Annotated in this window: 24 protein-coding genes; 16 read left to right on the top strand and 8 right to left on the bottom strand. The window is 63.1% G+C overall.

Annotated elements, in window-relative coordinates; genetic code table 11:
- Positions 1–55: 55 nt before the first annotated feature.
- The 6 genes from EN949_RS04820 to EN949_RS04795 form a co-directional block, all read right to left on the bottom strand.
- Positions 56–742 carry a hemolysin III family protein gene (locus EN949_RS04820; RefSeq protein WP_063170358.1) on the bottom strand — a complete coding sequence of 229 codons (687 nt, stop codon included), beginning with the start codon at positions 740–742 and terminating at the stop codon, positions 56–58.
- A gap of 122 nt (positions 743–864) precedes the next feature.
- Complete coding sequence (locus EN949_RS04815) at positions 865–1,665, bottom strand: inositol monophosphatase family protein (protein ID WP_013529126.1); 801 nt, start codon at positions 1,663–1,665, stop codon at positions 865–867.
- A gap of 85 nt (positions 1,666–1,750) precedes the next feature.
- Positions 1,751–2,317: an elongation factor P gene (gene efp / locus EN949_RS04810; protein WP_013529127.1), complete on the bottom strand. Its 567-nt coding sequence runs from the start codon at positions 2,315–2,317 to the stop codon at positions 1,751–1,753.
- Between the two features lie 173 nt (positions 2,318–2,490).
- Complete coding sequence (locus EN949_RS04805) at positions 2,491–3,531, bottom strand: tetratricopeptide repeat protein (protein ID WP_127366757.1); 1,041 nt, start codon at positions 3,529–3,531, stop codon at positions 2,491–2,493.
- A 1-nt stretch (position 3,532) separates the two neighbouring features.
- Complete coding sequence (locus EN949_RS04800; protein ID WP_127366756.1) at positions 3,533–4,180, bottom strand: thiamine phosphate synthase; 648 nt, start codon at positions 4,178–4,180, stop codon at positions 3,533–3,535.
- A gap of 134 nt (positions 4,181–4,314) precedes the next feature.
- Positions 4,315–5,232, bottom strand: a complete 918-nt coding sequence (locus EN949_RS04795; RefSeq protein ID WP_027162529.1) for a DMT family transporter — start codon at positions 5,230–5,232, stop codon at positions 4,315–4,317.
- Positions 5,233–5,367: 135 nt separating this feature from the next.
- Between EN949_RS04795 and EN949_RS04790 the strand changes: the two genes are divergently transcribed.
- The 3 genes from EN949_RS04790 (at position 5,368) to EN949_RS04780 (ending at position 7,530) form a co-directional block, all read left to right on the top strand.
- Positions 5,368–5,847 (top strand): Lrp/AsnC family transcriptional regulator, encoded by a 480-nt coding sequence (locus EN949_RS04790; RefSeq protein WP_013529131.1) that lies wholly within the window; start codon positions 5,368–5,370, stop codon positions 5,845–5,847.
- Between the two features lie 65 nt (positions 5,848–5,912).
- Complete coding sequence (locus EN949_RS04785) at positions 5,913–6,641, top strand: class I SAM-dependent methyltransferase (protein ID WP_024502917.1); 729 nt, start codon at positions 5,913–5,915, stop codon at positions 6,639–6,641.
- A 118-nt stretch (positions 6,642–6,759) separates the two neighbouring features.
- On the top strand, positions 6,760–7,530 hold the full coding sequence (locus EN949_RS04780; RefSeq protein ID WP_064995914.1) for a sulfite exporter TauE/SafE family protein: 771 nt from the start codon (positions 6,760–6,762) through the stop codon (positions 7,528–7,530).
- Between the two features lie 34 nt (positions 7,531–7,564).
- On the opposite strand, the gene EN949_RS04775 is transcribed toward EN949_RS04780, so the two are convergent.
- On the bottom strand, positions 7,565–8,116 hold the full coding sequence (locus EN949_RS04775; RefSeq protein ID WP_063173250.1) for a DUF2269 family protein: 552 nt from the start codon (positions 8,114–8,116) through the stop codon (positions 7,565–7,567).
- Positions 8,117–8,448: 332 nt separating this feature from the next.
- Here EN949_RS04775 and EN949_RS04770 point away from each other — a divergent pair, with 332 nt between their 5' ends.
- From EN949_RS04770 to EN949_RS04735, 8 genes are all read left to right on the top strand, one after another.
- A complete protein-coding gene (locus tag EN949_RS04770) occupies positions 8,449–8,829 on the top strand; it encodes a hypothetical protein (RefSeq protein ID WP_013529135.1) in 381 nt (126 codons plus the stop codon).
- Between the two features lie 398 nt (positions 8,830–9,227).
- Positions 9,228–9,761, top strand: a complete 534-nt coding sequence (locus EN949_RS04765; RefSeq protein WP_013529136.1) for a DUF1465 family protein — start codon at positions 9,228–9,230, stop codon at positions 9,759–9,761.
- 75 nt (positions 9,762–9,836) lie between these two features.
- A complete protein-coding gene (gene ruvC / locus EN949_RS04760) occupies positions 9,837–10,346 on the top strand; it encodes a crossover junction endodeoxyribonuclease RuvC (protein WP_127366284.1) in 510 nt (169 codons plus the stop codon).
- 61 nt (positions 10,347–10,407) lie between these two features.
- Positions 10,408–10,659 carry an AbrB/MazE/SpoVT family DNA-binding domain-containing protein gene (locus EN949_RS04755; RefSeq protein ID WP_013529138.1) on the top strand — a complete coding sequence of 84 codons (252 nt, stop codon included), beginning with the start codon at positions 10,408–10,410 and terminating at the stop codon, positions 10,657–10,659.
- 2 nt (positions 10,660–10,661) lie between these two features.
- Complete coding sequence (locus EN949_RS04750) at positions 10,662–11,075, top strand: type II toxin-antitoxin system VapC family toxin (RefSeq protein ID WP_013529139.1); 414 nt, start codon at positions 10,662–10,664, stop codon at positions 11,073–11,075.
- Between the two features lie 15 nt (positions 11,076–11,090).
- Entirely contained in the window at positions 11,091–11,711 is a 621-nt protein-coding gene (ruvA, locus tag EN949_RS04745; RefSeq protein ID WP_127366285.1) for a Holliday junction branch migration protein RuvA, read from the top strand.
- 43 nt (positions 11,712–11,754) lie between these two features.
- A complete protein-coding gene (gene ruvB / locus EN949_RS04740) occupies positions 11,755–12,792 on the top strand; it encodes a Holliday junction branch migration DNA helicase RuvB (protein ID WP_013529141.1) in 1,038 nt (345 codons plus the stop codon).
- A gap of 160 nt (positions 12,793–12,952) precedes the next feature.
- Positions 12,953–13,849, top strand: coding sequence for a metallophosphoesterase (locus EN949_RS04735; protein WP_127366286.1), 897 nt, complete (start codon positions 12,953–12,955; stop codon positions 13,847–13,849).
- Positions 13,850–13,861: 12 nt separating this feature from the next.
- On the opposite strand, the gene EN949_RS04730 is transcribed toward EN949_RS04735, so the two are convergent.
- A complete protein-coding gene (locus tag EN949_RS04730; RefSeq protein WP_127366287.1) occupies positions 13,862–15,112 on the bottom strand; it encodes a cellulase family glycosylhydrolase in 1,251 nt (416 codons plus the stop codon).
- A 57-nt stretch (positions 15,113–15,169) separates the two neighbouring features.
- Here EN949_RS04730 and ybgC point away from each other — a divergent pair, with 57 nt between their 5' ends.
- The 5 genes from ybgC (at position 15,170) to tolB (ending at position 19,729) form a co-directional block, all read left to right on the top strand.
- Positions 15,170–15,640, top strand: a complete 471-nt coding sequence (gene ybgC, locus EN949_RS04725; RefSeq protein ID WP_127366288.1) for a tol-pal system-associated acyl-CoA thioesterase — start codon at positions 15,170–15,172, stop codon at positions 15,638–15,640.
- Between the two features lie 399 nt (positions 15,641–16,039).
- Entirely contained in the window at positions 16,040–16,750 is a 711-nt protein-coding gene (gene tolQ, locus EN949_RS04720; protein ID WP_013529145.1) for a protein TolQ, read from the top strand.
- A gap of 10 nt (positions 16,751–16,760) precedes the next feature.
- A complete protein-coding gene (gene tolR / locus EN949_RS04715; RefSeq protein WP_013529146.1) occupies positions 16,761–17,213 on the top strand; it encodes a protein TolR in 453 nt (150 codons plus the stop codon).
- 7 nt (positions 17,214–17,220) lie between these two features.
- On the top strand, positions 17,221–18,378 hold the full coding sequence (locus tag EN949_RS04710) for a TonB family protein (RefSeq protein ID WP_127371645.1): 1,158 nt from the start codon (positions 17,221–17,223) through the stop codon (positions 18,376–18,378).
- A gap of 40 nt (positions 18,379–18,418) precedes the next feature.
- Entirely contained in the window at positions 18,419–19,729 is a 1,311-nt protein-coding gene (gene tolB / locus EN949_RS04705) for a Tol-Pal system beta propeller repeat protein TolB (RefSeq protein ID WP_013529148.1), read from the top strand.
- Positions 19,730–19,758 lie beyond the last annotated feature (29 nt).

The following is a 19,758-nucleotide window of genomic DNA, read 5'->3' as shown; positions in this document are numbered from 1 at the left end:
AACGGAATTGTGACCAAATTGAATGGCGCTTGGCAATATTGCCGCGTCGATAGTGTCAGAGGCGATTGATGACCAGACAGTCGACCATGGCGGCCAGATGCAGGCTGGCGCCGGTGACGACGAAACCGTGCCACAGCGCATTGTGGAAGCGCAGCCCCTTCCAGGCGAAGAAGATGACGCCGCAGGAGTAGACGATGCCGCCGGCAACGATCAGCGCTATCGATGTCGTCGGTAGCGTCTGGACAAGCGGCTTGACCAGGATGATGCCGCTCCAGCCAATGGCGAGATAGAAGCCGATCGCCAGCCGGTCGAAACGGCCGGGAAAGAACACCTTGACGGCAATGCCCAGCGCTGCCGCGGTCCAGACCAGCACGATCATCCAGCGCGCCAGCGGCGAGCCTTCGAGCTGCGCCAGGAAAGGCGTATAGGTCGCGGCGATCAGCAGATAGATCGCGGCGTGGTCGAAACGCCGCAACACCCATTTTGCCGGCGACGAGACCGGCCACAGATTGTAGGTCATCGACACCGAGAGCACGGTGAGCAGCGAAACCACGTAGAAGGCGGCGGCGATGTATTCGCCGGGTCCGACACGAAACGCCGCCAGCGCCAGCAGCGCGGAACCGGCCGATATCGCCAGCACGATGCCGACCGCGTGGACGATACCGTCAGCGATCATCTCGGCACGCGAATAGTGCCAGCGTCCGATGAACGGGATATCGGGGTAGGGTTCGTTGTCTCTCACTAAGCCGGGTTCCTGCGCCGCGCCCTCCAATCTGGGCGCTCGCCGGGCAGTATTTCAAGCTTCCGTTGCGGTTTTGCGACTGCGGCGCATCAGCGCGGCGGTTTGTCGGCGCGGCTTGCCTGTCAACGAGAGGAGAGCGGCTTCTTCACGACCTTGAGCAAAGCGCGCTGGATGATCTCGTTGCCGGCGACGACCGAACCGTTGTCGAGCATGTCCTGGCCGCCATCCATGTCGGAGACGAAGCCGCCCGCCTCGCGGATCAAAAGCAGCCCGGCGGCGATATCCCAGGCAGACAGGCCGGTTTCCCAGAAGCCATCCATGCGGCCGGCAGCGACATAGGCGAGATCGAGCGAGGCGGAGCCGAGGCGGCGGACGCCGGAAACCTCGGCCATGACGTTGCGCAGCTCGACGAGGAAATTGCCGTGGTGGCCGCGGCCGAGATGCGGCATGCCGCAGCCGATGACCGTGTCGACCAGCTTGATGCGGCCGGCGACGCGCAAGCGGCGGTCGTTCATGAAGGCGCCGCCGCCGCGTTCGCAGGTGTAGAGTTCGTCCATCGCCGGATTGTAGATGACGCCGGCGACGATCTGGCCCTGGCGCTCCAGCGCGATCGAAACGGCAAAGAGCGGAATGCCGTGCAGGAAATTGGTGGTGCCGTCGAGCGGGTCGACGATCCAGCGATGCTGGCCGTCGTCGCCTTCGACCACGCCGCGCTCCTCCATCAGGAAGGAATAGCCGGGCCGTGCCTTGGACAGTTCGGCGAAAACGATGTCCTCGGCCTTGCGGTCGGCCTGGCTGACATAGTCGCCGGGGCCCTTCATCGAGACTTGCAGGTTCTGCACTTCGCCGAAGTCGCGCGACAGCGAGCGGCCGGCCTTCATTGCGGCCTGGACCATGACGTTGAGAAGGGCTGAGCGTGCCATAGTGCTTTTTCCCGGTGCTGCGCTTTAAATTCTGCCTCGATGCATGTCGGTGACCCGGAACCGGGCCACTTTTGGGCGACATGCGTCAGTCGGCGCGGCGCACGTAAGTGATTTCGTTGGTGTCGACGATGATGCGTTCGCCGGCGCCGATGAAGGGCGGCACCAGGACGCGGATGCCGTTCTCCAGGATCGCCGGCTTGTAGGACGATGCCGCCGTCTGGCCCTTCACCACCGGGTCGGCCTCGGTGATGGTCAGCGTCACATAGTCGGGCAGCGAAATGCCGATCGGTCGCTCTTCGTAGAGCTGGACCGTTACCATCATGCCGTCCTGCAGGAAGGCGGCGCGATCGCCGACGAAGTCCTTGTTCAATTCGAGCTGCTCGTAGCTCTGGGTGTCCATGAACACCAGGGCGTCTTCCTGCGCGTAGAGGAAGGAAAAATCCTTCAGGTCGAGCCGGATCTGTTCGACCGTCTCGGCCGAGCGGAAGCGCTCGTTGAGCTTGGTGCCGTTGATGAGGTTCTTCAGTTCGACCTGATTGTAGGCGCCGCCCTTGCCAGGCTTGACGGTGTTGGTCCTGACCGCCACCCAAAGGCCGCCATCATGCTCGATGACATAGCCGGGACGGATTTCGTTGCCATTGATCTTGGCCATGATGAGATGATCCGGAATGATGCCTACGGCCACGCCGTCGGTATGGGATGTTCGCTGGGAAAGCGATTTCGGGCTCCCAAGACCACAAATCGCCAGAAGAGGCAAGGGAGCGGGCAGGTTGCGACCAGGCAAGGGAGCCGGGGTTGCACTTGCAATGACCGTGAGAACCGCCGTCAAGGCAGTCGGTTGGCCTTCTGCAGCGCCTGCTTGGTCTGGTCGTCGTCCAGCCCCTGCAGGAAGTCGTCCATCTGCGGATCGATGAGGCCGGCGCGGCGGGCAATGATGTACCAGGCACCGGCAAGGACCAGGTCCGGATCGGTGCCGATGCCTTGCATATAGAGCTTGGCCAGGCGGTTCTGGGCGGCAACATTGCCGCCCTCCGCCGCCTGCTTCATCCAGCCGAAGGCGGATTTCAGGTCGCGCGCGCCGCCGCGGCCTTCGATCATCCAGGCGGCGAGATCGATTTGCGCGGTGTCGTAGTTCTGCCTTGCGGCCTGCGTCAGCAGGCGCCTTGCCTGGGCATCGTCGCGTGGCTTGCCGCCGACACCGTTGGCGTAGATCTGCGACATTGCATATTGCGCGTCCGCGAGGCCGGTCGCAGCGGCGCGTTCATAGTAGGAGACCGCCTTGGCCATACCGGCGTCGCCGGGGTCCTGCTGGACCAGCATCTGCGCGAAATTGAATTGCGCCAGCCGGTTGCCGGCTTCGGCTGCGGCCTGCATCAGGGCGTAGGCCTCTTTTCCATCCTTTTTGACATAGCGGCCGTCGAGCAGCATCAGCGCATACTGGAACTGCGATTCCGGCACACCCTGTTCGGCGGCCAAGGCGTACCATTTCGCCGCCTGCGCCGAATTGACCGGTACACCGAGACCTCGCGACAGGATCTCGGCCACCAGGGTCTGCGCCGCCGGGTCGCCGTTTTGCGCCCGGACCAATGCCAGATTGTAAGCTGTCTTGTAGAGGCCGCGCTGGAAGGCGCCATAGGCCGCGTCGGCGGGTTTTGCGCCGAAGCGGTCGGGATTGACGGCGTCGGCCGACGGCAGCGGCGCAGGCTCGGCCGTGGTGGCGGGCTGCGGCAACGGCTTGTCGATCGGCTTATCGGTGTGGACGCCGATTTCCGGCTTGGGCTGCGGCAAGGGGATGGTCTCCGCGGCCGCCGCCTGGACCATCAGCACCGCAAGCAGAGCCTGGAGGGGAAGCGTCGCCGATGACATTTCAGTCCTCGAAGCGCGGCGCAGTCTCGTCGAGCAGCGCGTTGGCGGTGGCGACCGCTGTCCTGGGGTCGGTGCCGTCGGCGAACACGGCGATCGACAGCGCCACGAATTCAGCGCCGGTGGCGCCCACGGCTTCGACCGAGGCGATGTCGGATCCGGCCATGACGATGCAAGGGATCTGGATCATGTCCGCCCACCATACGCCGAGCGACAGGTTGCGCGGGTGCGGTTCGGGCTTGTTGTCGTAGCCGAAGCGGCCGAAGAAAATGTAGTCTGGCCGCGTCTCGCCAAGCTCGAGCGCGTCGTCACGCGTCTTGGCGCCTCCGGTGCCGACCATCATCTTTGCCTGGAAATGCTCGATCGTCTCGGCGAGTTCGGCCTTGGAGACTTCGACATGGATGCCGTCGGCCTGGACGCGGCCGGCTATGCGGGTGTCGCCGGCGATGATGACAGCAACGCCGGCGGCTTGCGCTGCCGGCACGATCCGTTCGGCGAAAGCCTGGAACGAGGCTTCATCCATGCCGTTCTCGGGCAGGATCAGCGAAGCGACATCGCCACCATCGAATGCCGCGACAATACGGGCCGCCGGCACGCCGGGCGGCGCGATCAGCACGATGCGACAGCGATTGGGGGGCGTTGCTTCATTCATGGTTCTTCGGGTCCCGCGTTTCGCCTATGCCGGGCGAAGATGGTTGGATTGCGGCATAGAGCAAAGTGCCCGCCTTGAACAGGCGGGCAGCCGGGATCGCGATGTTTGATCCGCCGGGCAGCCGGCGGGCCGCTTCACTTGATCGGGTGCGGGCTCGCGACGGGCGGTTTGCCCTTCCACAGCGTCCAGCCGAGATTCATGCCGGCGGCGGCGATCAGGATGGCGGTGGCGCCGACGACCTGGCTCAGATGCAGCCGATGGCCGAAGGCGACGACGTCGACCAGGATGGCGACGACGGGATAGATGAACGACAGCGATCCCTGCAGATGCGTCGGCAGCTTCTGGATGGCGCCGTACATCAGTATGTACATCAGGCCGGTGTGGACGATGCCGAGCGTCGCCAGCATCGTCCAGCTCCAGGCATCGGCTGGAAGCCGGGATAGATTGGCGAACGGCGCCAGCATGACGACGCCGACGCAGACCTGGATCAGCGCAATCAGATGCGGTGGCGTGCCCTTGAGCTTCTTGGTGACGATGGCGGCGACGGCCCAGAAGAAGGCCGCGCCCAATGCCATGACGATGCCGGTGAAATAATCCGTGCCGGCCATGCCGGCATTGGGGCCGGCATCGGGAGCCGACTGCACGATCAGCACCATGCCGGCGAAGGCGATGGTCAGCCAGGTCAGCTTGGTCAGGCTCAGCCGCTCGGCGAAGAAGAGCGCGCCGAAGCCGACCAGCATGAACGGCTGCGTGTTGTAGACGGCGGTGGCGATCGAGATCGACGCGCGCGAGAAAGCGCTGAACAGCAAAAGCCAGTTGACGACGATGGCGACGCCGCCGAGCGCGGCGATGCCGATGATGCGCAGCGACAGCCTGTTGCGCAGCAACCCCAGCCCGGCGCAGATGATGAGCAGCGTCAGCGCGCCGAAAGCGCAACGCCAAAACACCACATCCATGATCGGCTGGCCGGACAGGACGACGAACCATCCGATCGTTCCCAGGATGGCCATTGCGGCGGACATTTCGACCGTGCCGCGTACTGTCTCGTTCACAACAAACCTCCGTATCGGTTGAGCCGCCATAATCTCATGCGGTCGCGAAGCTTTCCATCAGATTGGAAAGGGTGTATGGCCTATTGGCCTAATTATATTAGGAGAAAGCTCCAAGCTGTCGGGAAAAGGAAAAAGATGCTGGACGATCTCGACCGAAATCTCCTTGAAATCCTGGTCAAGGATGCGCGGACCTCGCTGAAGGAGCTGGCCGCCCAGGTCGGGCTGTCGTCGCCAAGCGTTTCGGAGCGGCTGCGACGACTCGAGGAGCGCGGCGTCATCCGGGCGTTCACCGTCGAGATCGATCCGCTCGCGCTCGGCTATACCTTGCAGGCGATCGTGCGCATCCGGCCTCTGCCGGGCAAGCTGCACATCGTTCAGAAGCTGATCGAGGACATCCCCGAATTCGGCGAATGCGACAAGGTGACGGGCGATGACTGCTTCGTCGCCCGGCTGTTCGTACGCTCGATCGGCGATCTCGACGGGATTCTCGACCGTATCGCCGACAAGGCGGAGACAAGCACCGCCATCATCAAGGCGCAGCCGATCCGGCGGCGGCCGCCACCGCTCGACGCGGCTGCTTCTCGGGATAGGGCAAAGGTCTTGCATGCCTCCTGATCGAGCCGGGTGGAAAACCGATGGCCGCTTGGTTAGTGTGCCGACCAAATGAGACCGAGACTGTCATGGCGCAGAACATATACGACCGTGAGGATTTCTTCGCAGGCTACAGCCAACTCGGCCGTTCGGTCGAAGGGCTGGAGGGTGCCGCCGAGTGGCCGGCGATGCGCGCGATGCTGCCCGATGTCGGCGGCTTGAGGGTCGTCGATCTCGGCTGCGGCTTCGGCTGGTTCTGCCGATGGGCACGCGAGCATGGGGCGGCGCAGGTGCTTGGCCTGGACCTGTCGGAGAAGATGCTTGCCCGAGCAAGGGCCGCCGGCCCGGATGCAGGGATAAGCTATGAGACGGCCGATCTCGATCGGCTCAGCCTGCCGGAAGCCAGCTTCGATCTCGTCTACAGTTCGCTCGCCTTGCACTATGTCGAGGATGTGTCGCGTCTGTTCGGGACCGTGCATCGGGCCCTGGCGCCTGGCGGGCATTTCGTCTTTTCGACGGAACATCCGATCTTCATGGCGCCGACCAAACCCGGCTGGGTGATCGATAGCGAAGGCCGAAAGACGTGGCCTGTCGACCAGTATCTGGTGGAAGGACCGCGCAGCACGGACTGGCTGGCCAAGGGCGTGGTGAAACATCACCGCACGATCGGCACCACGCTCAACGCTCTCCTGCAGGCCGGCTTCACCATCGCGCATGTCGAGGAGTTCCGTCCGACATCAGAGCAGATTGCGGCCAAACCCGAACTGGCGGAAGAGCTCGAGCGGCCGATGTTCCTGCTGGTCTCGGCGCGTCGGTAGGCACAGGCCTGCGTCGGCCCGCATGTGCGGCCGCCACGCTCATATTTGCTGTCGCTCCGCCCGACATTCTGGGCTATTCAAGCGTCGACACGCTTTCCCTCCGGACCAGTCCCCTCCCATGTCAGGCCTGCTTCTCGATCCGTGGTTCTATGCGGCCGCCATTCCGGCGGTCATTCTGGTCGGCCTGTCGAAGGGCGGCTTTGGCGGTGCCGTCGGTTTCGTCGGCGTGCCGCTGATGGCGCTGACCATGCCACCGGTGCAGGCGGCGGCCATCCTGCTGCCGATCCTATGCCTGATGGACATCGTCTCGGTGTGGACATGGTGGGGCGTTTACGACCGCAAGATGCTGGTCGACATGATGCCGGGCGCCGTCATCGGCATCGGCCTTGGCTGGCTGACGGCGGCACTGGTGACCGAAGAGGCGGTGCGGCTGATCGTTGGCGCCGTCGCCATCATCTTCGTCCTGCGCTGGCTCTATCTGCAGTTCCGCCACGGCGCCGATCACGCGGCCGCGCCCAACCGCGTGGCCGCCGCCATCTGGGGCACGGTCGCCGGCTTCACCAGCTTCGTTGCCCATGTCGGCGGTCCGCCCTTCCAGGTCTATGCCTTGCCCATCCGTCTCGATCCGAAAGTTCTGTCGGGCACCGCAGCGATCTTCTTTGCCGCCACCAACGCGCTGAAGCTGGTGCCCTATTTCGCGCTCGGCCAGTTCGACACCGCCAATCTGACGGCATCGGCGGTGCTGATGCCGCTGGCGCCGCTGTCGACCATCGCCGGAGCGTGGCTGGTGCGCCGCATGCGGCCGGAAACCTTCTATCCCTTTACCTACGCAACCGTCGCGGTCGTGGCGCTGAAGCTGCTGTGGGATGGCATTGTCGGCCTGATGTAGAAAGGACGCCGCGCAGCCGCCCCGTCATTAGGGGTCAGGCGGCGCTTGGCACCAGACGACGGTTGCCGCCAAAAGCCAGTGTCGCGCCGACCATAACGACCAGCACCATGCCGGCAAGGATGCCGATGTCATGCACGGTCGGTTTGAGCACCATGTCCGCAATGATCACCAGCATCACCGCATAGTCGAAACGTGCCGCGCTCATCATGCGCTGGCCGATGGCAAGAACCTCTGGCGTGACGCCCTCCTTGGCGATCATTGCGCCCATGCGCTCCCCGGTCGGCTTGAAGATGAACATGCCGATCGAAAAGGTCGTGGCGTATCCCGCCAGGCCGATGAGTACCCACAAATCGGAGAAGCCGACCCAGAACCAGCACATGATGAGGCCGAAGATCAGCGTCAGCATCGACATCGGCGCAAAGAACCTGCCGCCCAGCTGACCGCTGGCGCGCATTGCCTGCAGCTTTTCCTCGATGTTGCCCGCGCGCTCGGCAAGCATGCCCAGCAGGAACAGTACGAAGCCACCGCCGACCCACAGAATGGCGGTAGTGACGTGGAGGAATTTGACGATCGAGTACCAGTCCATGGGTTGCTCCTGCAGTGTCCGGTCAGGTTTGCGGCGGCGCCGATTTGCGCCGGCCGTCAGAGGAGCGGGCGTTTAGCGTGGCGCCTGTTTCGGAACGATGTCGCGAAAAATCCGGCTCTGTTTCAGCTTACGGCCAACGCGCGAGGTCGCAGATTGTGAACGCATTATCTGATTTTCTGCTAATGTACGAATCGTCGGGAGGGGGTTGGCGCGACATCGTCTGGATACGCTGCCGATATTAGTGCGCCAATGCCGGGAGCCCGGTGGCGACAACAATCGCCTGACGATCAACCCATTCCCGCAAGCGGGAAAAGGCAATTCGGGGGACCATTATGCAAGGGATAGCACGGAATTTCTTCACGCTGGCCATCATCTATTCGCTGTGCGGCATGGCGCTCGGCCTGTACATGGCGATCAGCCAGGATCACGGCCAGATGCCGACCCACGCCCACACGATGGTGGCCGGATGGCTGATGTCGGCGGTCTTCGCCTTCTTCTACCATTTGTTTCCGGCAATCGGGCAGAAGACGCTCGCCACAGTTCATTTCTGGCTGACGGCGGTCAGCGGCATCGGCCTGCTGATCGGCCTCTATTTCCTGCTTGCCGGCAATGCCGCGATCGAACCGCTGGTGGCGGCCTCCTCGATGGGCTTCTACGCAGCCATGCTGCTGTTCGCCTTCATCGCCTTGCCGGCGGTCTGGAAGACCGCTTGAGCCGAGCCTGACGCAGGAGATGCTGTGCTGTTACGGCACAGTATGGCGGCGTTCGGTCAAAAAACATCTGCACCGTTAAGGCTTCATTAAGCTTTACAGGTGTTTACTATGTTCATCCAGTGATCTGGATTCTTACCGAGTGGTTGGAGCCACTTTGTTTGACGCCTCCCTGTTAAACTCCTGAGAGCCGCCTTATCCGCGGCTCTTTTTTTGTCTCGATTTCTCTTTTTTTGTCCGCACCCCAGCGGGGCCGCCCGACAGGGGTGCCGTTAACCTTCTGTTAAACATGTGCTTGCCTTCACCGGTGACGAAGCGCATTTTCAAGCTTCAGTCAGATAGGGTTCCGGGTGTATCGGCAGGGAGCCGAATCGGCCGGTTGCAAGTGCAGGGGCGTATCAATGAACGAGCCTTCGAAGGGCAGTGCGAAAACCGTCAAGCTGGCGGAACGCCGGGTTTTCTCGCAATCCTTCAAGCCGCTTTACCAGGAAGGCATGGGTCTGGTCGAACAGGCCGCCGAATATCTCGACGGCAAGGGCCGGGCCGAGGCGAAGAAGCTGTCGCGGCTGGCCGCCACGCTCTACGCGGCCGAATCGATGCGGCTGACCACCAGGCTGATGCAGGTTGCCTCCTGGCTGCTTTTGCAGCGCGCCGCCAATTCCGGCGAGATGACCCGTGACCAGGTGGCATCGGAAAAGTCCAAGGTGCGCCTCGACACCGCTTCCGCCCATGACGAAGCCGCCGGTTGGGCCGAACTGCCCGAGGATTTCCTCGACCTCGTCACCCGCTCGCTGCGCCTGCAAGCGTTGGTGCGCCGCATGGACGACGAGATCTATGGCTCCGGCGCCATGGTCGACATGCAACCGATGGCTCGCCGCCCCAACCCGGTTTCCGACCAGATCAGCCTGCTCAACACGGCTTTCGCTCGGGGTTAGACCGCGGTCCGCCGTCTGTTTCCGGTTTGTTCACATTTCGCTGGCATCGCTGTCCGCCGGAGGTAAACTCGGCAAATGGCGGAAGCGATTCGCATCATCGGTATCGATCCCGGGCTTCGGCGCACCGGCTGGGGCATCGTCGAAAGCCTCGGCAATTCGCTGCGCTTCATTGCTTCCGGCACTGTGAAATCAGACGATAAGGCCGCGCTGGCAACGCGGCTATGCCAGCTGCATGACGGGCTTGCCGAAGTCCTGCATGCCGCCATGCCGCACGAAGCGGCGGTCGAACAGACCTTCGTCAACAAGGACGCGGTGGCAACGCTGAAGCTCGGTCAGGCACGCGGCATCGCCATGCTGGTGCCGGCGCGTGCCGGCCTCGTCGTTGCCGAATATGCGCCTAACGCAGTCAAGAAAGCGGTGATCGGCGTCGGGCATGGCGACAAGAAGCAGATCCACATGATGGTGAAGGTGCTGTTGCCGAAAGCCGTCTTCGATACCGAACATGCCGCCGACGCGCTTGCCATCGCCATTTGCCACGTGCATCACCGGCAAAGCGTGGCTTACCGGATGGCGCTCGCTGGTTAGCGATGTTCTTGACTTGTTCGTCGGGTTGGAATAATCCTTACTTGTAACAAAGGGGTGTTTCATGCGTGTGACGAGCAAAGGCCAAGTGACAATCCCACGGGATCTGCGGGAGACATTTGGGATTGGCGCCAACAGCGAAGTCATCTTCGGCATCGAGGGCGGCAAGATCACGATCACGCCGAAGCATGACAAGGGGCGGTTGGCCGACCGCGAAAGACTCGATCGTTTTCTTGCTGCGCTCGATCGGCTTGAGGGCAGCGGCGATCAGACAATGAATGCCGATGCCGTCATGGCTTTGACCCGGGATCGCTAATCTTGGCGACGCTTGTCGACACCAACGTGCTTGTCGATATCGCCGTTCGCGATCCCGTCTGGTCAAAGTGGTCGTGGTCCAAAATGGTGTCTGCCCTCGAGCAAGGCAGCCTGGTCATCAATCAGATTATCTACGCCGAGTTTTCGATGCGCTATGAGGCGATAGACGATGTCGATGATGCCTTGCCTGAAGACGAGTTCCGGCGCGAAAGTCTCCCGTTCGAGGCGGCCTTTGCTGCGTCGAGAGCGTTCTCGGTCTATCGGCGGTTGGGCGGACCTCGAGAGAAGGTGATGCCCGACTTCTTGATTGGGGCTCACGCTGCCATCCGAGGCTATCCCATTCTTACTCGCGATCCCGCAGGTTTCAGAAAGTACTTTCCAGATGTCGAGCTCATCACGCCCGATACTCATCCCTAACGGGGATTGCGTCCAATGATCGGCAAGCTCAAGGGCACGCTGGACGAGGTCGACGAGGATCATTGCCTCATCGATATCCATGGCGTCGGCTACGTCGCCTATTGTTCAGCGCGCACGCTGGCGGCGCTGCCTTCGCCCGGCGAGTTAGTAGTGCTGTTCATTGAGACCTATGTGCGCGAGGATATGCTGCGGCTGTACGGCTTCCAATCGCAGCTCGAGCGTGAGTGGTTCCGGCTGTTGATGAACAATGTTCCCGGCGTTGGCGCCAAGGTGGCGCTGGCCATCTTGTCGACGCTGGCGCCGGCAGATCTCGCCAATGCGATTGCGCTGCGCGACATCGCCATGGTTTCTCGCGCACCCGGCGTCGGCAAGAAGGTGGCCGAGCGCATCGTCACCGAACTGAAGAACAAGGCGCCGGCCTATGCCGGAACCGCTTCGGGCACCATCGGCCTGAAACAGGAGCTCGGCGACGGCGTGGCATCCGCGCCGATCACCGACGCGGTCTCGGCGCTGGTCAATCTCGGCTATTCGCGCGACACGGCCGCCAATGCGGTGGCGGCGGCGCTGAAGACGGCGGGCGAGGATGCCGATGCGCCGAAGCTGATTCGCTTTGGGCTGAAGGAACTTGCGCGGTGAGCCGCCGCTTGTTCAGCCCCTTGCCGTGTGCAAGGAAGGCGGCATGAGCCTGTCGCCCCGCTTGATTGCACCGGAAAAACGCGGCGAGGATGCCGAGCAGACCCTGCGGCCGCAGACGCTCGACGATTTCGTCGGCCAGGCGGCGGCGCGGGCCAATCTCAAAGTGTTCATCGAGGCCGCCAAGAGCCGCAGCGAGGCGCTCGACCATGTGCTGTTCGTCGGGCCGCCTGGTCTCGGCAAGACGACGCTGGCGCAGATCATGGCGCGCGAGCTCGGCGTCAATTTCCGCTCGACCTCGGGTCCGGTCATCGCCAAGGCCGGCGATCTTGCCGCGCTGCTGACCAATCTCGAGGAAGGCGACGTGCTGTTCATCGACGAGATCCATCGGCTGAGCCCGGCGGTGGAGGAGATCCTTTATCCGGCGATGGAGGATTTTCAGCTCGACCTGATCATCGGCGAAGGCCCGGCGGCGCGCTCGGTCAAGATCGACCTCGCCCGCTTCACCCTCGTCGCCGCCACCACGCGGCTTGGCCTGCTCACCAATCCGCTGCGCGACCGTTTCGGCATTCCGGTACGGCTCAATTTCTACACGGTCGAGGAGCTGGAGCAGATCGTGCGGCGTGGCGCGCGTATCCTGCAAATGCCGCTCGGCAACGACGGCGCGCTGGAGATCGCGCGGCGCGCGCGGGGCACGCCACGCATCGCCGGCCGGTTGTTGCGCCGTGTGCGCGATTTCGCCTCGGTGGCCGGCGATGGCCATGTCGACCGCAAGATCGCCGACGAAGCGTTGACCCGGCTGGAAGTCGACGCGCTCGGCCTCGACGCGCTCGACCGCCGGTACCTCAGCATGATCGCGCGCAATTTCGGCGGCGGGCCGGTCGGCATCGAGACGATCGCCGCCGGCCTGTCAGAGCCGCGCGACGCCATCGAGGACATCATCGAGCCTTATCTGATCCAGCAGGGTTTCATCCAGCGCACGCCGCGCGGCCGGATGCTGACGGCCAATGCCTGGCGCCATCTCGGCCTCGACGCGCCGAAGGATCTGGCGCAACAGCAGATCAACCTGTTCCAGGAAGAATAGCGCTCAGGGCGATCAGGCGCAGGTTCCGGGCCGACAAAGGATCTGTGAGCGGCCTGCGCAAAATATCCTCGGCTTCGTCGGTTTGCCGGCGCATTCGTCGGCTCTGGTGGCGGTGCCATCCCGGGGCAATCTCGCTCCGATGGTTTGCCGGAGCCACGCAATGATCACCAGACGCGGATTCCTGCGCTTCATCGGCGGGTCGGTTCTGTCGGTTGCCGCGTTCAGCGCCTATGCGGCCGGCATAGAGCCGATGCTGCTGACGCATGTGAAACGCTATGCGCTAACGCCGCCGCATTGGCCTGATGGCCTGAAGCTGCGCATCGTCGCGCTTGCCGATATCCATGCCTGCCGGCCATGGATGACGCCGGAGCGGATCGCCTCACTTGTCGAAGACGCGAATGCCCTGCAGCCGGACGTCATCGTCCTGCTCGGCGATTATATCGCCGGCATGCCGTTGGTGACCCGCCCGGTGACGCCGTCGCAATGGGCCTCCGCCCTCTCAAACCTCAGGGCACCGCTCGGCGTGCTCTCGATTCTCGGCAACCATGACTGGTGGGCAGATGGCTTCGCGCAGCGCGCCGGGGCCGGCCCGACCGTAGCGCGCAAGGCCCTGGAGAAAGTCGGCATTCCGGTGCTGGAGAACGATGTCGTGCGCCTGGAAAAGGATGGGCATGGTGTCTGGATTGCCGGGCTCGCCGACCAGCTCGCTCTGCTGCCGATCAGGGACCGCGCTGGCTTCACGGGGCTGGACGATCTCGACGGCACGCTGGCCAAGGTCAGCGACACCTCGCCCATCATCCTGCTTGCGCACGAGCCGGATATTTTTCCGAAAGTGCCGTGGCGCGTCTCGCTGACCCTGTCCGGCCACACCCATGGCGGACAAATTCGGCTGTTCGGCTATTCGCCGGTCGTGCCATCGCGTTTCGGCAACCGCTACGCCTATGGCCACGTCGTCGAGAAGGATCGCAATCTGATCGTCTCCGGCGGGCTCGGTTTCAGCATATTGCCGGTGCGTTTCGGGATGCGGCCGGAAATCCTGTCGATCGACCTTGGCTAAATCCAGATCGCCTCAGTGAAGCGATTTGATCGCGTCCATCACATCCGGCTCGGCCTTGTCGCCGTTGAAGGCATCGACGATGCCGAAGGCGCCGCCATAGCTCCACACCGACCATGAGAAGCCATGTGCTTCGGCACGCGCGATCATGTCCCTGATATAGGCGGCCCGATACCTAGCGGGCATCACATAGGAATTGCCGTATTCCTGGCGGATCATGCCGAACTCGCCCAGCGTGATGTTTCCAGGCTTGACGCCGTTGGCCCTCGCCCACGCCTCGACCTTTTCGAACGGCGCATCCATCAAGCCGAGCAGTCTGTCGGGGCTGTCCATGCTGGCAACTTGTTCATCGAGATAGGCAAGCAGGCCGCTTTGCCGTGTCCAAGGCGCCTCGGCCTTGATCCTGGCGCGGATGGTGTCGAGCGTCACGTCGAGCTGCGCCTTGGGCACCGCACTCAGCGGATAGGGCAGGCCGGTCACGTAAGGAATGAAGTCTCCGGCCCAGGTTGCGCCCTGATGGGTGAGCAGAAACGGATCGTAGGAATGGAAGGTCCAGATGACGTTGTCGTCCGGAATCGTCTTCGGGTCGATCTTTTCCAACGAACTCGCGGCGGAATAGCAGGCGCCGGTCAGCACCAGGGTCAGTTTCGTAGCCGAGGATCGCGCCGCCGCGAACAGTTTGCGCTGGCGGTCCGGCCACAGGCTCGTGCCGTCGCTGTCGCAGTCCACGATCGGTTCGTTCATGGGCTCGAAGGCGACCTGGGCGGGATCTTCGCTGGCCAGCGTGCGGGCCATCTTGCGGACCATCTCGACATAGGCGTCGAAGGTCCGTGGGTCGCCCATCACTTCAGCCATTCCGATCTTGCGGCTGCCGCCGGCCGGGATCAGGTGCATGTCGACGATCACCTTGAGCCCGGCGCGGTTGATTATGCGCACCGAGTCCAGCACGCTGGCATAGAGATCGTCACGCAAGGCCACGGTCTGGTCGGACAGAAAGGGCGATGGATCGACCGGCATGCGCAGGAAATCGAAGCCGGCATCCTTCAACGCCTTGAGGTCGTCCTCCCCAAGGAATTTCCGCCACTCCGGATAGGGCAGGATGGCCTTGGCGTGGCCCCACTGGTCCTCGCCGGGCCAGGTGACCCACTGGTCGAGATTGAGGCCGCGCTTCATCGAGAATGTCGCGGTCTGGCCAGGCAGCGCCAAAGCCACCAACACGAACAGCGCCGCCGTCAAACTCTTGATCATCGCCGTCAACAGTGCCATCCGATGTTATGTTCCGCGGGAAACTGGTGCCTCGCTGGGACTAAAAAAGGAAGCGCAATGGGCGATCATGGTGAATCGGCGACGCTGCTGGCCGGGCTTTCCGGTGCGCTGACGGCGTTCGGCCACCGGCTGATGGCGCGAGTCTACTATGCCGACACCGATTTCTCCGGCGTCGTCTACCATGCACGCTATCTCGAATTCTTCGAACGCGGCCGCTCCGACTATCTCAGGCTCACCGGCGTGCATCACACAGAGCTTGCCGACGGCAAGCATGGCGAAAGAATAGTCTGGGTGGTGCGCCGCATGGAGATCGACTTTCGCGGCCCGGCCCGCATCGACGACATCCTGACCGTCGACACCCGCACCGAGGAGATTTCCGGCGCGCGCATCTTCATGGCGCAACAGCTCAAGCGCGGCGACGAGGTGCTGGTCGAGGCCAAGGTCGAGGCGGCGATCATCGGCGAGAATGGCCGCCCAAGGCGCTTTCCCAAGGAATGGGTGGCGGCATTCATGCCACGGGTGGGATGATATTCAGGTGATGCCGGCCTGCAAACGGTGATTCCCTGCGCTTCCGGTGCTCGGGTGCTTCAAGTACCCTCCGCTCCGGTTCTCGGAAACCACCGCTTTCGGCTCGGCCTGACCTGAATCTCAACCCATCCTGACTTCGCGCTTGGATGATGGCGTTACAACTGTGCGGGCGTGGCAATGCGCCGCGCCTTATATACTAACCCATCCTTAACCATAACGGTTCATGAAGAGATTGGTGAAGATTGGCGTTATCGAACGCCTTCCTTTCACCAATATTTGCCCTGAAAAGGCCGACAACGGCACAGTTTGGGGTTGTTCCGGTAGCTTCGTGCGAACCGACCACAAGGGATGCCAGGGGCCAGCCGCCAGCTTCGCCCGGAAAATCTTAAGGACGTAACGATGGAAAATATCGCACTCGCCGATCCGGGCGCGCAATTGTCGGTTTGGTCGCTGTTCGTTTCGGCCAGCTGGGTGGTCAAGCTGGTCATGATCGGCCTGCTCTGCGCCTCGGTCTGGACCTGGGCGATCATCGTCGACAAGCTGGTTTCCTATGCCCGCATGCGGCTGGCGCTCAACCGGTTCGAGCAGGTGTTCTGGTCGGGGCAGTCGCTGGAGGAGCTTTACCGCACGCTCGCCGATCGCAAGACCACCGGCATGGGCGCCATTTTCGTGGCGGCCATGCGCGAGTGGAAGAAGAGTTTCGAGAAGGGCGCCAAGTCGCCGCTCGGCCTGCAAACCCGCATCGACAAGGCGATGGACCTGGCGCTGACCCGCGAGATGGAAAAGCTGGAAGGCCGCCTCGGCTTCCTTGCCACCACCGGCTCGGCGGCACCCTTCATCGGCCTGTTCGGCACCGTCATCGGCATCATGACGTCGTTTCAGGCGATCGCCGGCTCCAAGAATACCAGTCTCGCCGTGGTTGCGCCGGGCATCGCCGAAGCGCTGCTGGCGACGGCCATCGGCCTGCTCGCCGCCATTCCCGCCGTCATCGCCTACAACAAGCTGTCGTCCGATGCGAGCAAGATAGCCGTGCGCATGGAAGGATTCTCCGACGAGTTCTCCGCCATACTCTCGCGCCAAATCGATGAAAAAGTGGCCCCCAAGGCCTGAGGAGTAGCAGATGGGTATGTCCATGGGCATGGCAGGACGCGGCGGGCGCGGCCACAGGCGGCGCGGCCGTCACCATGCACTGATGTCCGAGATCAACGTCACGCCGATGGTCGACGTGATGCTGGTGCTGCTGATCATCTTCATGGTCGCGGCACCAATGCTGACGGTCGGCGTGCCGATCGACCTGCCGGATACGCAGGCTAAGGCGATGAATGCCGACACGCAGCCGATCACCGTCTCGATCAACGCCGCCGGCCAGATTTACCTGCAGGAAACCGAAATCCCGATCGAGGAACTGGTAGCCAAGCTGCAGGCAATTTCCAAGACCGGCTATGAGGAGCGCATCTTCATCCGCGGCGACAAGTCCACCGACTATGGTACGGCGATGAAGGTGATGGCCCGCATTTCGGCCGCCGGCTACAAGAACATCGGCCTGGTTTCACTGCAGGAACAGGACCAGTAGACGCGCGATGAAGACCGGCCTCACCACATCGGTGATCTTGCATGCGGCGGCGCTGACCTTCGGCCTGTTCACGCTGACGGCGCCGGCGGCACTTCCGTCGTCCGACGTCGAGTCGGTTGCGGTCGATATCGTGCCGATGGAAGCCATTGCGCAGACGTTGCAGGGCGACAAAAAGGCCGTGATGCATGAAAAGCCGGCCCCTGTGCCGACGCAGCGCCCGGACATCGTGCCGGATGCGCAGAAGGTCGGTGAGAACAGTGTCGACACCGACAAGCCGATAACGCCGGAAGCCAAGCCGAAGCCCGTCGACATGACCTCGGCTCCGCCGCCCGCACCGACCCCGATCGAAAAGCCGAAGCCTGAGGACGTGCCGAAGCCGCAGGAGAAGCCCAAGCCCACCCCGGCAACGGAAGTGGCGCCGGCGCCGACGCCCAAGGAAGAGGTCAAGCCCGAGCCGGTCAAGCAGGCCGATCCCAAGCCGACACCGGCCAAGCCGGCGCCGACCCCGCCGCCGCAGGACAAGACCGCTGCCATCGATCCGACGCCCGAGGTCAAGCCCGACGCCGTCGCTGAAGCCATAGCGCAGGAGCCGCCCGCCGAGGCGACGCAGCTGCCGGATTCCGCTCCCGCGCCGGAAGCGCGGCCGAAGCCGCAGCCGGCGCAGGCCGAAAGCGCCAAGGCGCCGGAGCGCAAGGACGCCGACAAGCCGGTCAAGGAAGCGTCGTCGAAGCCGAAATCCGATGACAAGCAATTCAACGCCGACGAGATCTCCGCGCTCCTCGACAAGCAGAAACCATCCGGCGGCGGCGCCAAGCGCTCGACCCAGCAGGCGTCGCTCGGCGGCGACAAGGACCAAGGTCAGAAGCTCTCCAGGTCCGAAATGGGTGCCCTGGAAAGCCAGCTCGGCGGCTGCTGGACCCTTCCTGTCGGCCTTGAAGGTTCCGAGAACTTCCTCGTCGTGGTGCGGTTCAACCTGGATGCATCCGGTAAGCTGGACGGGCGCCCGGCAGTCGAAAAGTCGAGCGGAAATCGCCAGTTCGACGAAAGTGCCGTTCGTGCGGTGCAAAAATGCGATGTCACCGGCCTGCAAGTTCCCGCCGGCAAGCAGGACATCTGGGCCGACGTCCGCGTCACCTTCGATCCAAGGGAGATGCTCGGCCTCTAAGGCCCTGTCATCCGAAAATCAGTACGAGAAGCGAGAAGACATGAAATCAATCCTCAAGCCGCTCCTGATGGTCGCAGCAATGGCGATGGGCATGACCGCGGCAGGCACGTTGCCGGCGCTGGCGCTCGTCGAGCTCAACGTCAACAAGGGCAACGTCGAGCCGCTGCCGATCGCCATCACGGATTTCCAGGGCGGCGACGCGCTTGGGGCGCAGATTTCGCAGATCGTCACCGCCGATTTGAAGCGTTCGGGTCTGTTCGCTCCGATCGACAAGAGCGCCTTTATCGAGAAAATCACCAACCCCGATGCAGCACCGCGCTTCGACGACTGGAAGGTGATCAACGCGCAGGCGCTGGTCACGGGCAGCGTCAGCAAGGAAGCCGACGGCCGCATCCGCGCCCAGTACCGGTTGTGGGATACCTTTGCCGGCCAGCAGATGGCTGGCGAGCAGTTCTTCGCCAACGATGCCAATCAGCGGCGTGTCGCCCATATCATCGCCGACGCCATCTATGAGCGGCTGACCGGCGAAAAAGGCTATTTCGACACCCGCGTCGTCTTCATCGACGAATCCGGAGCCAAGAATGCGCGCAAGAAGCGCCTCGCGATCATGGACCAGGACGGCGCCAACGTCCGCTATCTTTCGGACGGCAGGTCGATCGTGCTGACGCCGCGTTTCTCGCCAAACCGGCAGGAAATCACCTACATGTCCTATGAAAGCGGCCAGCCGCGGGTGTACCTGCTGCAGATCGAGACCGGCCAACGCGAACTGGTCGGCAATTTCCCAGGCATGACCTTTGCGCCGCGCTTTTCGCCCGACGGCCAGAAGGTGATCATGAGCCTGCTGCGCGACGACGGCAATTCCAACATCTTCGCCATGGACCTGCGCAGCCGCTCGACGACGCGGCTGACCAACTCGACCGCCATCGACACCTCGCCGTCGTATTCGCCCGACGGCAGCAAGGTGGTGTTCACCTCCGACCGTGGCGGCCGCGCACAGATCTACGTGATGGGCGCCGACGGTTCGGGCCAGACCCGCATCTCCTTCGGCGACGGCGTCTATTCGACACCGGTCTGGTCGCCGCGCGGCGACCTGATTGCCTTCACCAAGCAGACCGGCGGCGAATTCCAGATCGGGGTCATGAAGACCGATGGATCGGGTGAGCGCATCCTCTCCTCCGGCTTCCAGCAGGAGGGACCGACCTGGGCGCCGAATGGCCGCGTGCTGATGTTCTTCCGCGATTCCGCCGGTGGCCCCAAACTGGTTTCGGTCGATCTGACCGGACGCAACGAGCAATCGATCCCGACGGCGAACTTCGCTTCGGACCCTGCCTGGTCGCCGCTGCTGGAGTAAGAGACGAACTGAGGAACTGGGGAATTGAA

The organism is Mesorhizobium sp. M7A.F.Ca.US.007.01.2.1 (assembly GCF_003998165.1).
Taxonomy (GTDB): domain Bacteria; phylum Pseudomonadota; class Alphaproteobacteria; order Rhizobiales; family Rhizobiaceae; genus Mesorhizobium; species Mesorhizobium ciceri.
The sequence above is the reverse complement of the archived record's forward strand: the minus strand, read 5'-3'. Positions and strand labels throughout refer to the sequence as shown.

Excerpts from the sequence above, each read along its gene's own strand:
- EN949_RS04730 (WP_127366287.1), bottom strand. The coding sequence starts at position 15,112 with ATGGCACTGTTGACGGCGATGATCAAGAGTTTGACGGCGGCGCTGTTC.
- EN949_RS04755 (WP_013529138.1), top strand. The coding sequence starts at position 10,408 with ATGCGTGTGACGAGCAAAGGCCAAGTGACAATCCCACGGGATCTGCGG.
- EN949_RS04770 (WP_013529135.1), top strand. The coding sequence starts at position 8,449 with ATGCAAGGGATAGCACGGAATTTCTTCACGCTGGCCATCATCTATTCG.
- EN949_RS04735 (WP_127366286.1), top strand. The coding sequence starts at position 12,953 with ATGATCACCAGACGCGGATTCCTGCGCTTCATCGGCGGGTCGGTTCTG.
- ruvB (WP_013529141.1), top strand. The coding sequence starts at position 11,755 with ATGAGCCTGTCGCCCCGCTTGATTGCACCGGAAAAACGCGGCGAGGAT.
- EN949_RS04710 (WP_127371645.1), top strand. The coding sequence starts at position 17,221 with ATGAAGACCGGCCTCACCACATCGGTGATCTTGCATGCGGCGGCGCTG.
- EN949_RS04815 (WP_013529126.1), bottom strand. The coding sequence starts at position 1,665 with ATGGCACGCTCAGCCCTTCTCAACGTCATGGTCCAGGCCGCAATGAAG.
- ybgC (WP_127366288.1), top strand. The coding sequence starts at position 15,170 with ATGGGCGATCATGGTGAATCGGCGACGCTGCTGGCCGGGCTTTCCGGT.
- ruvA (WP_127366285.1), top strand. The coding sequence starts at position 11,091 with ATGATCGGCAAGCTCAAGGGCACGCTGGACGAGGTCGACGAGGATCAT.
- EN949_RS04780 (WP_064995914.1), top strand. The coding sequence starts at position 6,760 with ATGTCAGGCCTGCTTCTCGATCCGTGGTTCTATGCGGCCGCCATTCCG.
- tolQ (WP_013529145.1), top strand. The coding sequence starts at position 16,040 with ATGGAAAATATCGCACTCGCCGATCCGGGCGCGCAATTGTCGGTTTGG.
- EN949_RS04785 (WP_024502917.1), top strand. The coding sequence starts at position 5,913 with ATGGCGCAGAACATATACGACCGTGAGGATTTCTTCGCAGGCTACAGC.
- EN949_RS04775 (WP_063173250.1), bottom strand. The coding sequence starts at position 8,116 with ATGGACTGGTACTCGATCGTCAAATTCCTCCACGTCACTACCGCCATT.
- EN949_RS04805 (WP_127366757.1), bottom strand. The coding sequence starts at position 3,531 with ATGTCATCGGCGACGCTTCCCCTCCAGGCTCTGCTTGCGGTGCTGATG.
- EN949_RS04800 (WP_127366756.1), bottom strand. The coding sequence starts at position 4,180 with ATGAATGAAGCAACGCCCCCCAATCGCTGTCGCATCGTGCTGATCGCG.
- tolB (WP_013529148.1), top strand. The coding sequence starts at position 18,419 with ATGAAATCAATCCTCAAGCCGCTCCTGATGGTCGCAGCAATGGCGATG.
- EN949_RS04765 (WP_013529136.1), top strand. The coding sequence starts at position 9,228 with ATGAACGAGCCTTCGAAGGGCAGTGCGAAAACCGTCAAGCTGGCGGAA.
- ruvC (WP_127366284.1), top strand. The coding sequence starts at position 9,837 with ATGGCGGAAGCGATTCGCATCATCGGTATCGATCCCGGGCTTCGGCGC.
- tolR (WP_013529146.1), top strand. The coding sequence starts at position 16,761 with ATGGGTATGTCCATGGGCATGGCAGGACGCGGCGGGCGCGGCCACAGG.
- efp (WP_013529127.1), bottom strand. The coding sequence starts at position 2,317 with ATGGCCAAGATCAATGGCAACGAAATCCGTCCCGGCTATGTCATCGAG.
- EN949_RS04790 (WP_013529131.1), top strand. The coding sequence starts at position 5,368 with ATGCTGGACGATCTCGACCGAAATCTCCTTGAAATCCTGGTCAAGGAT.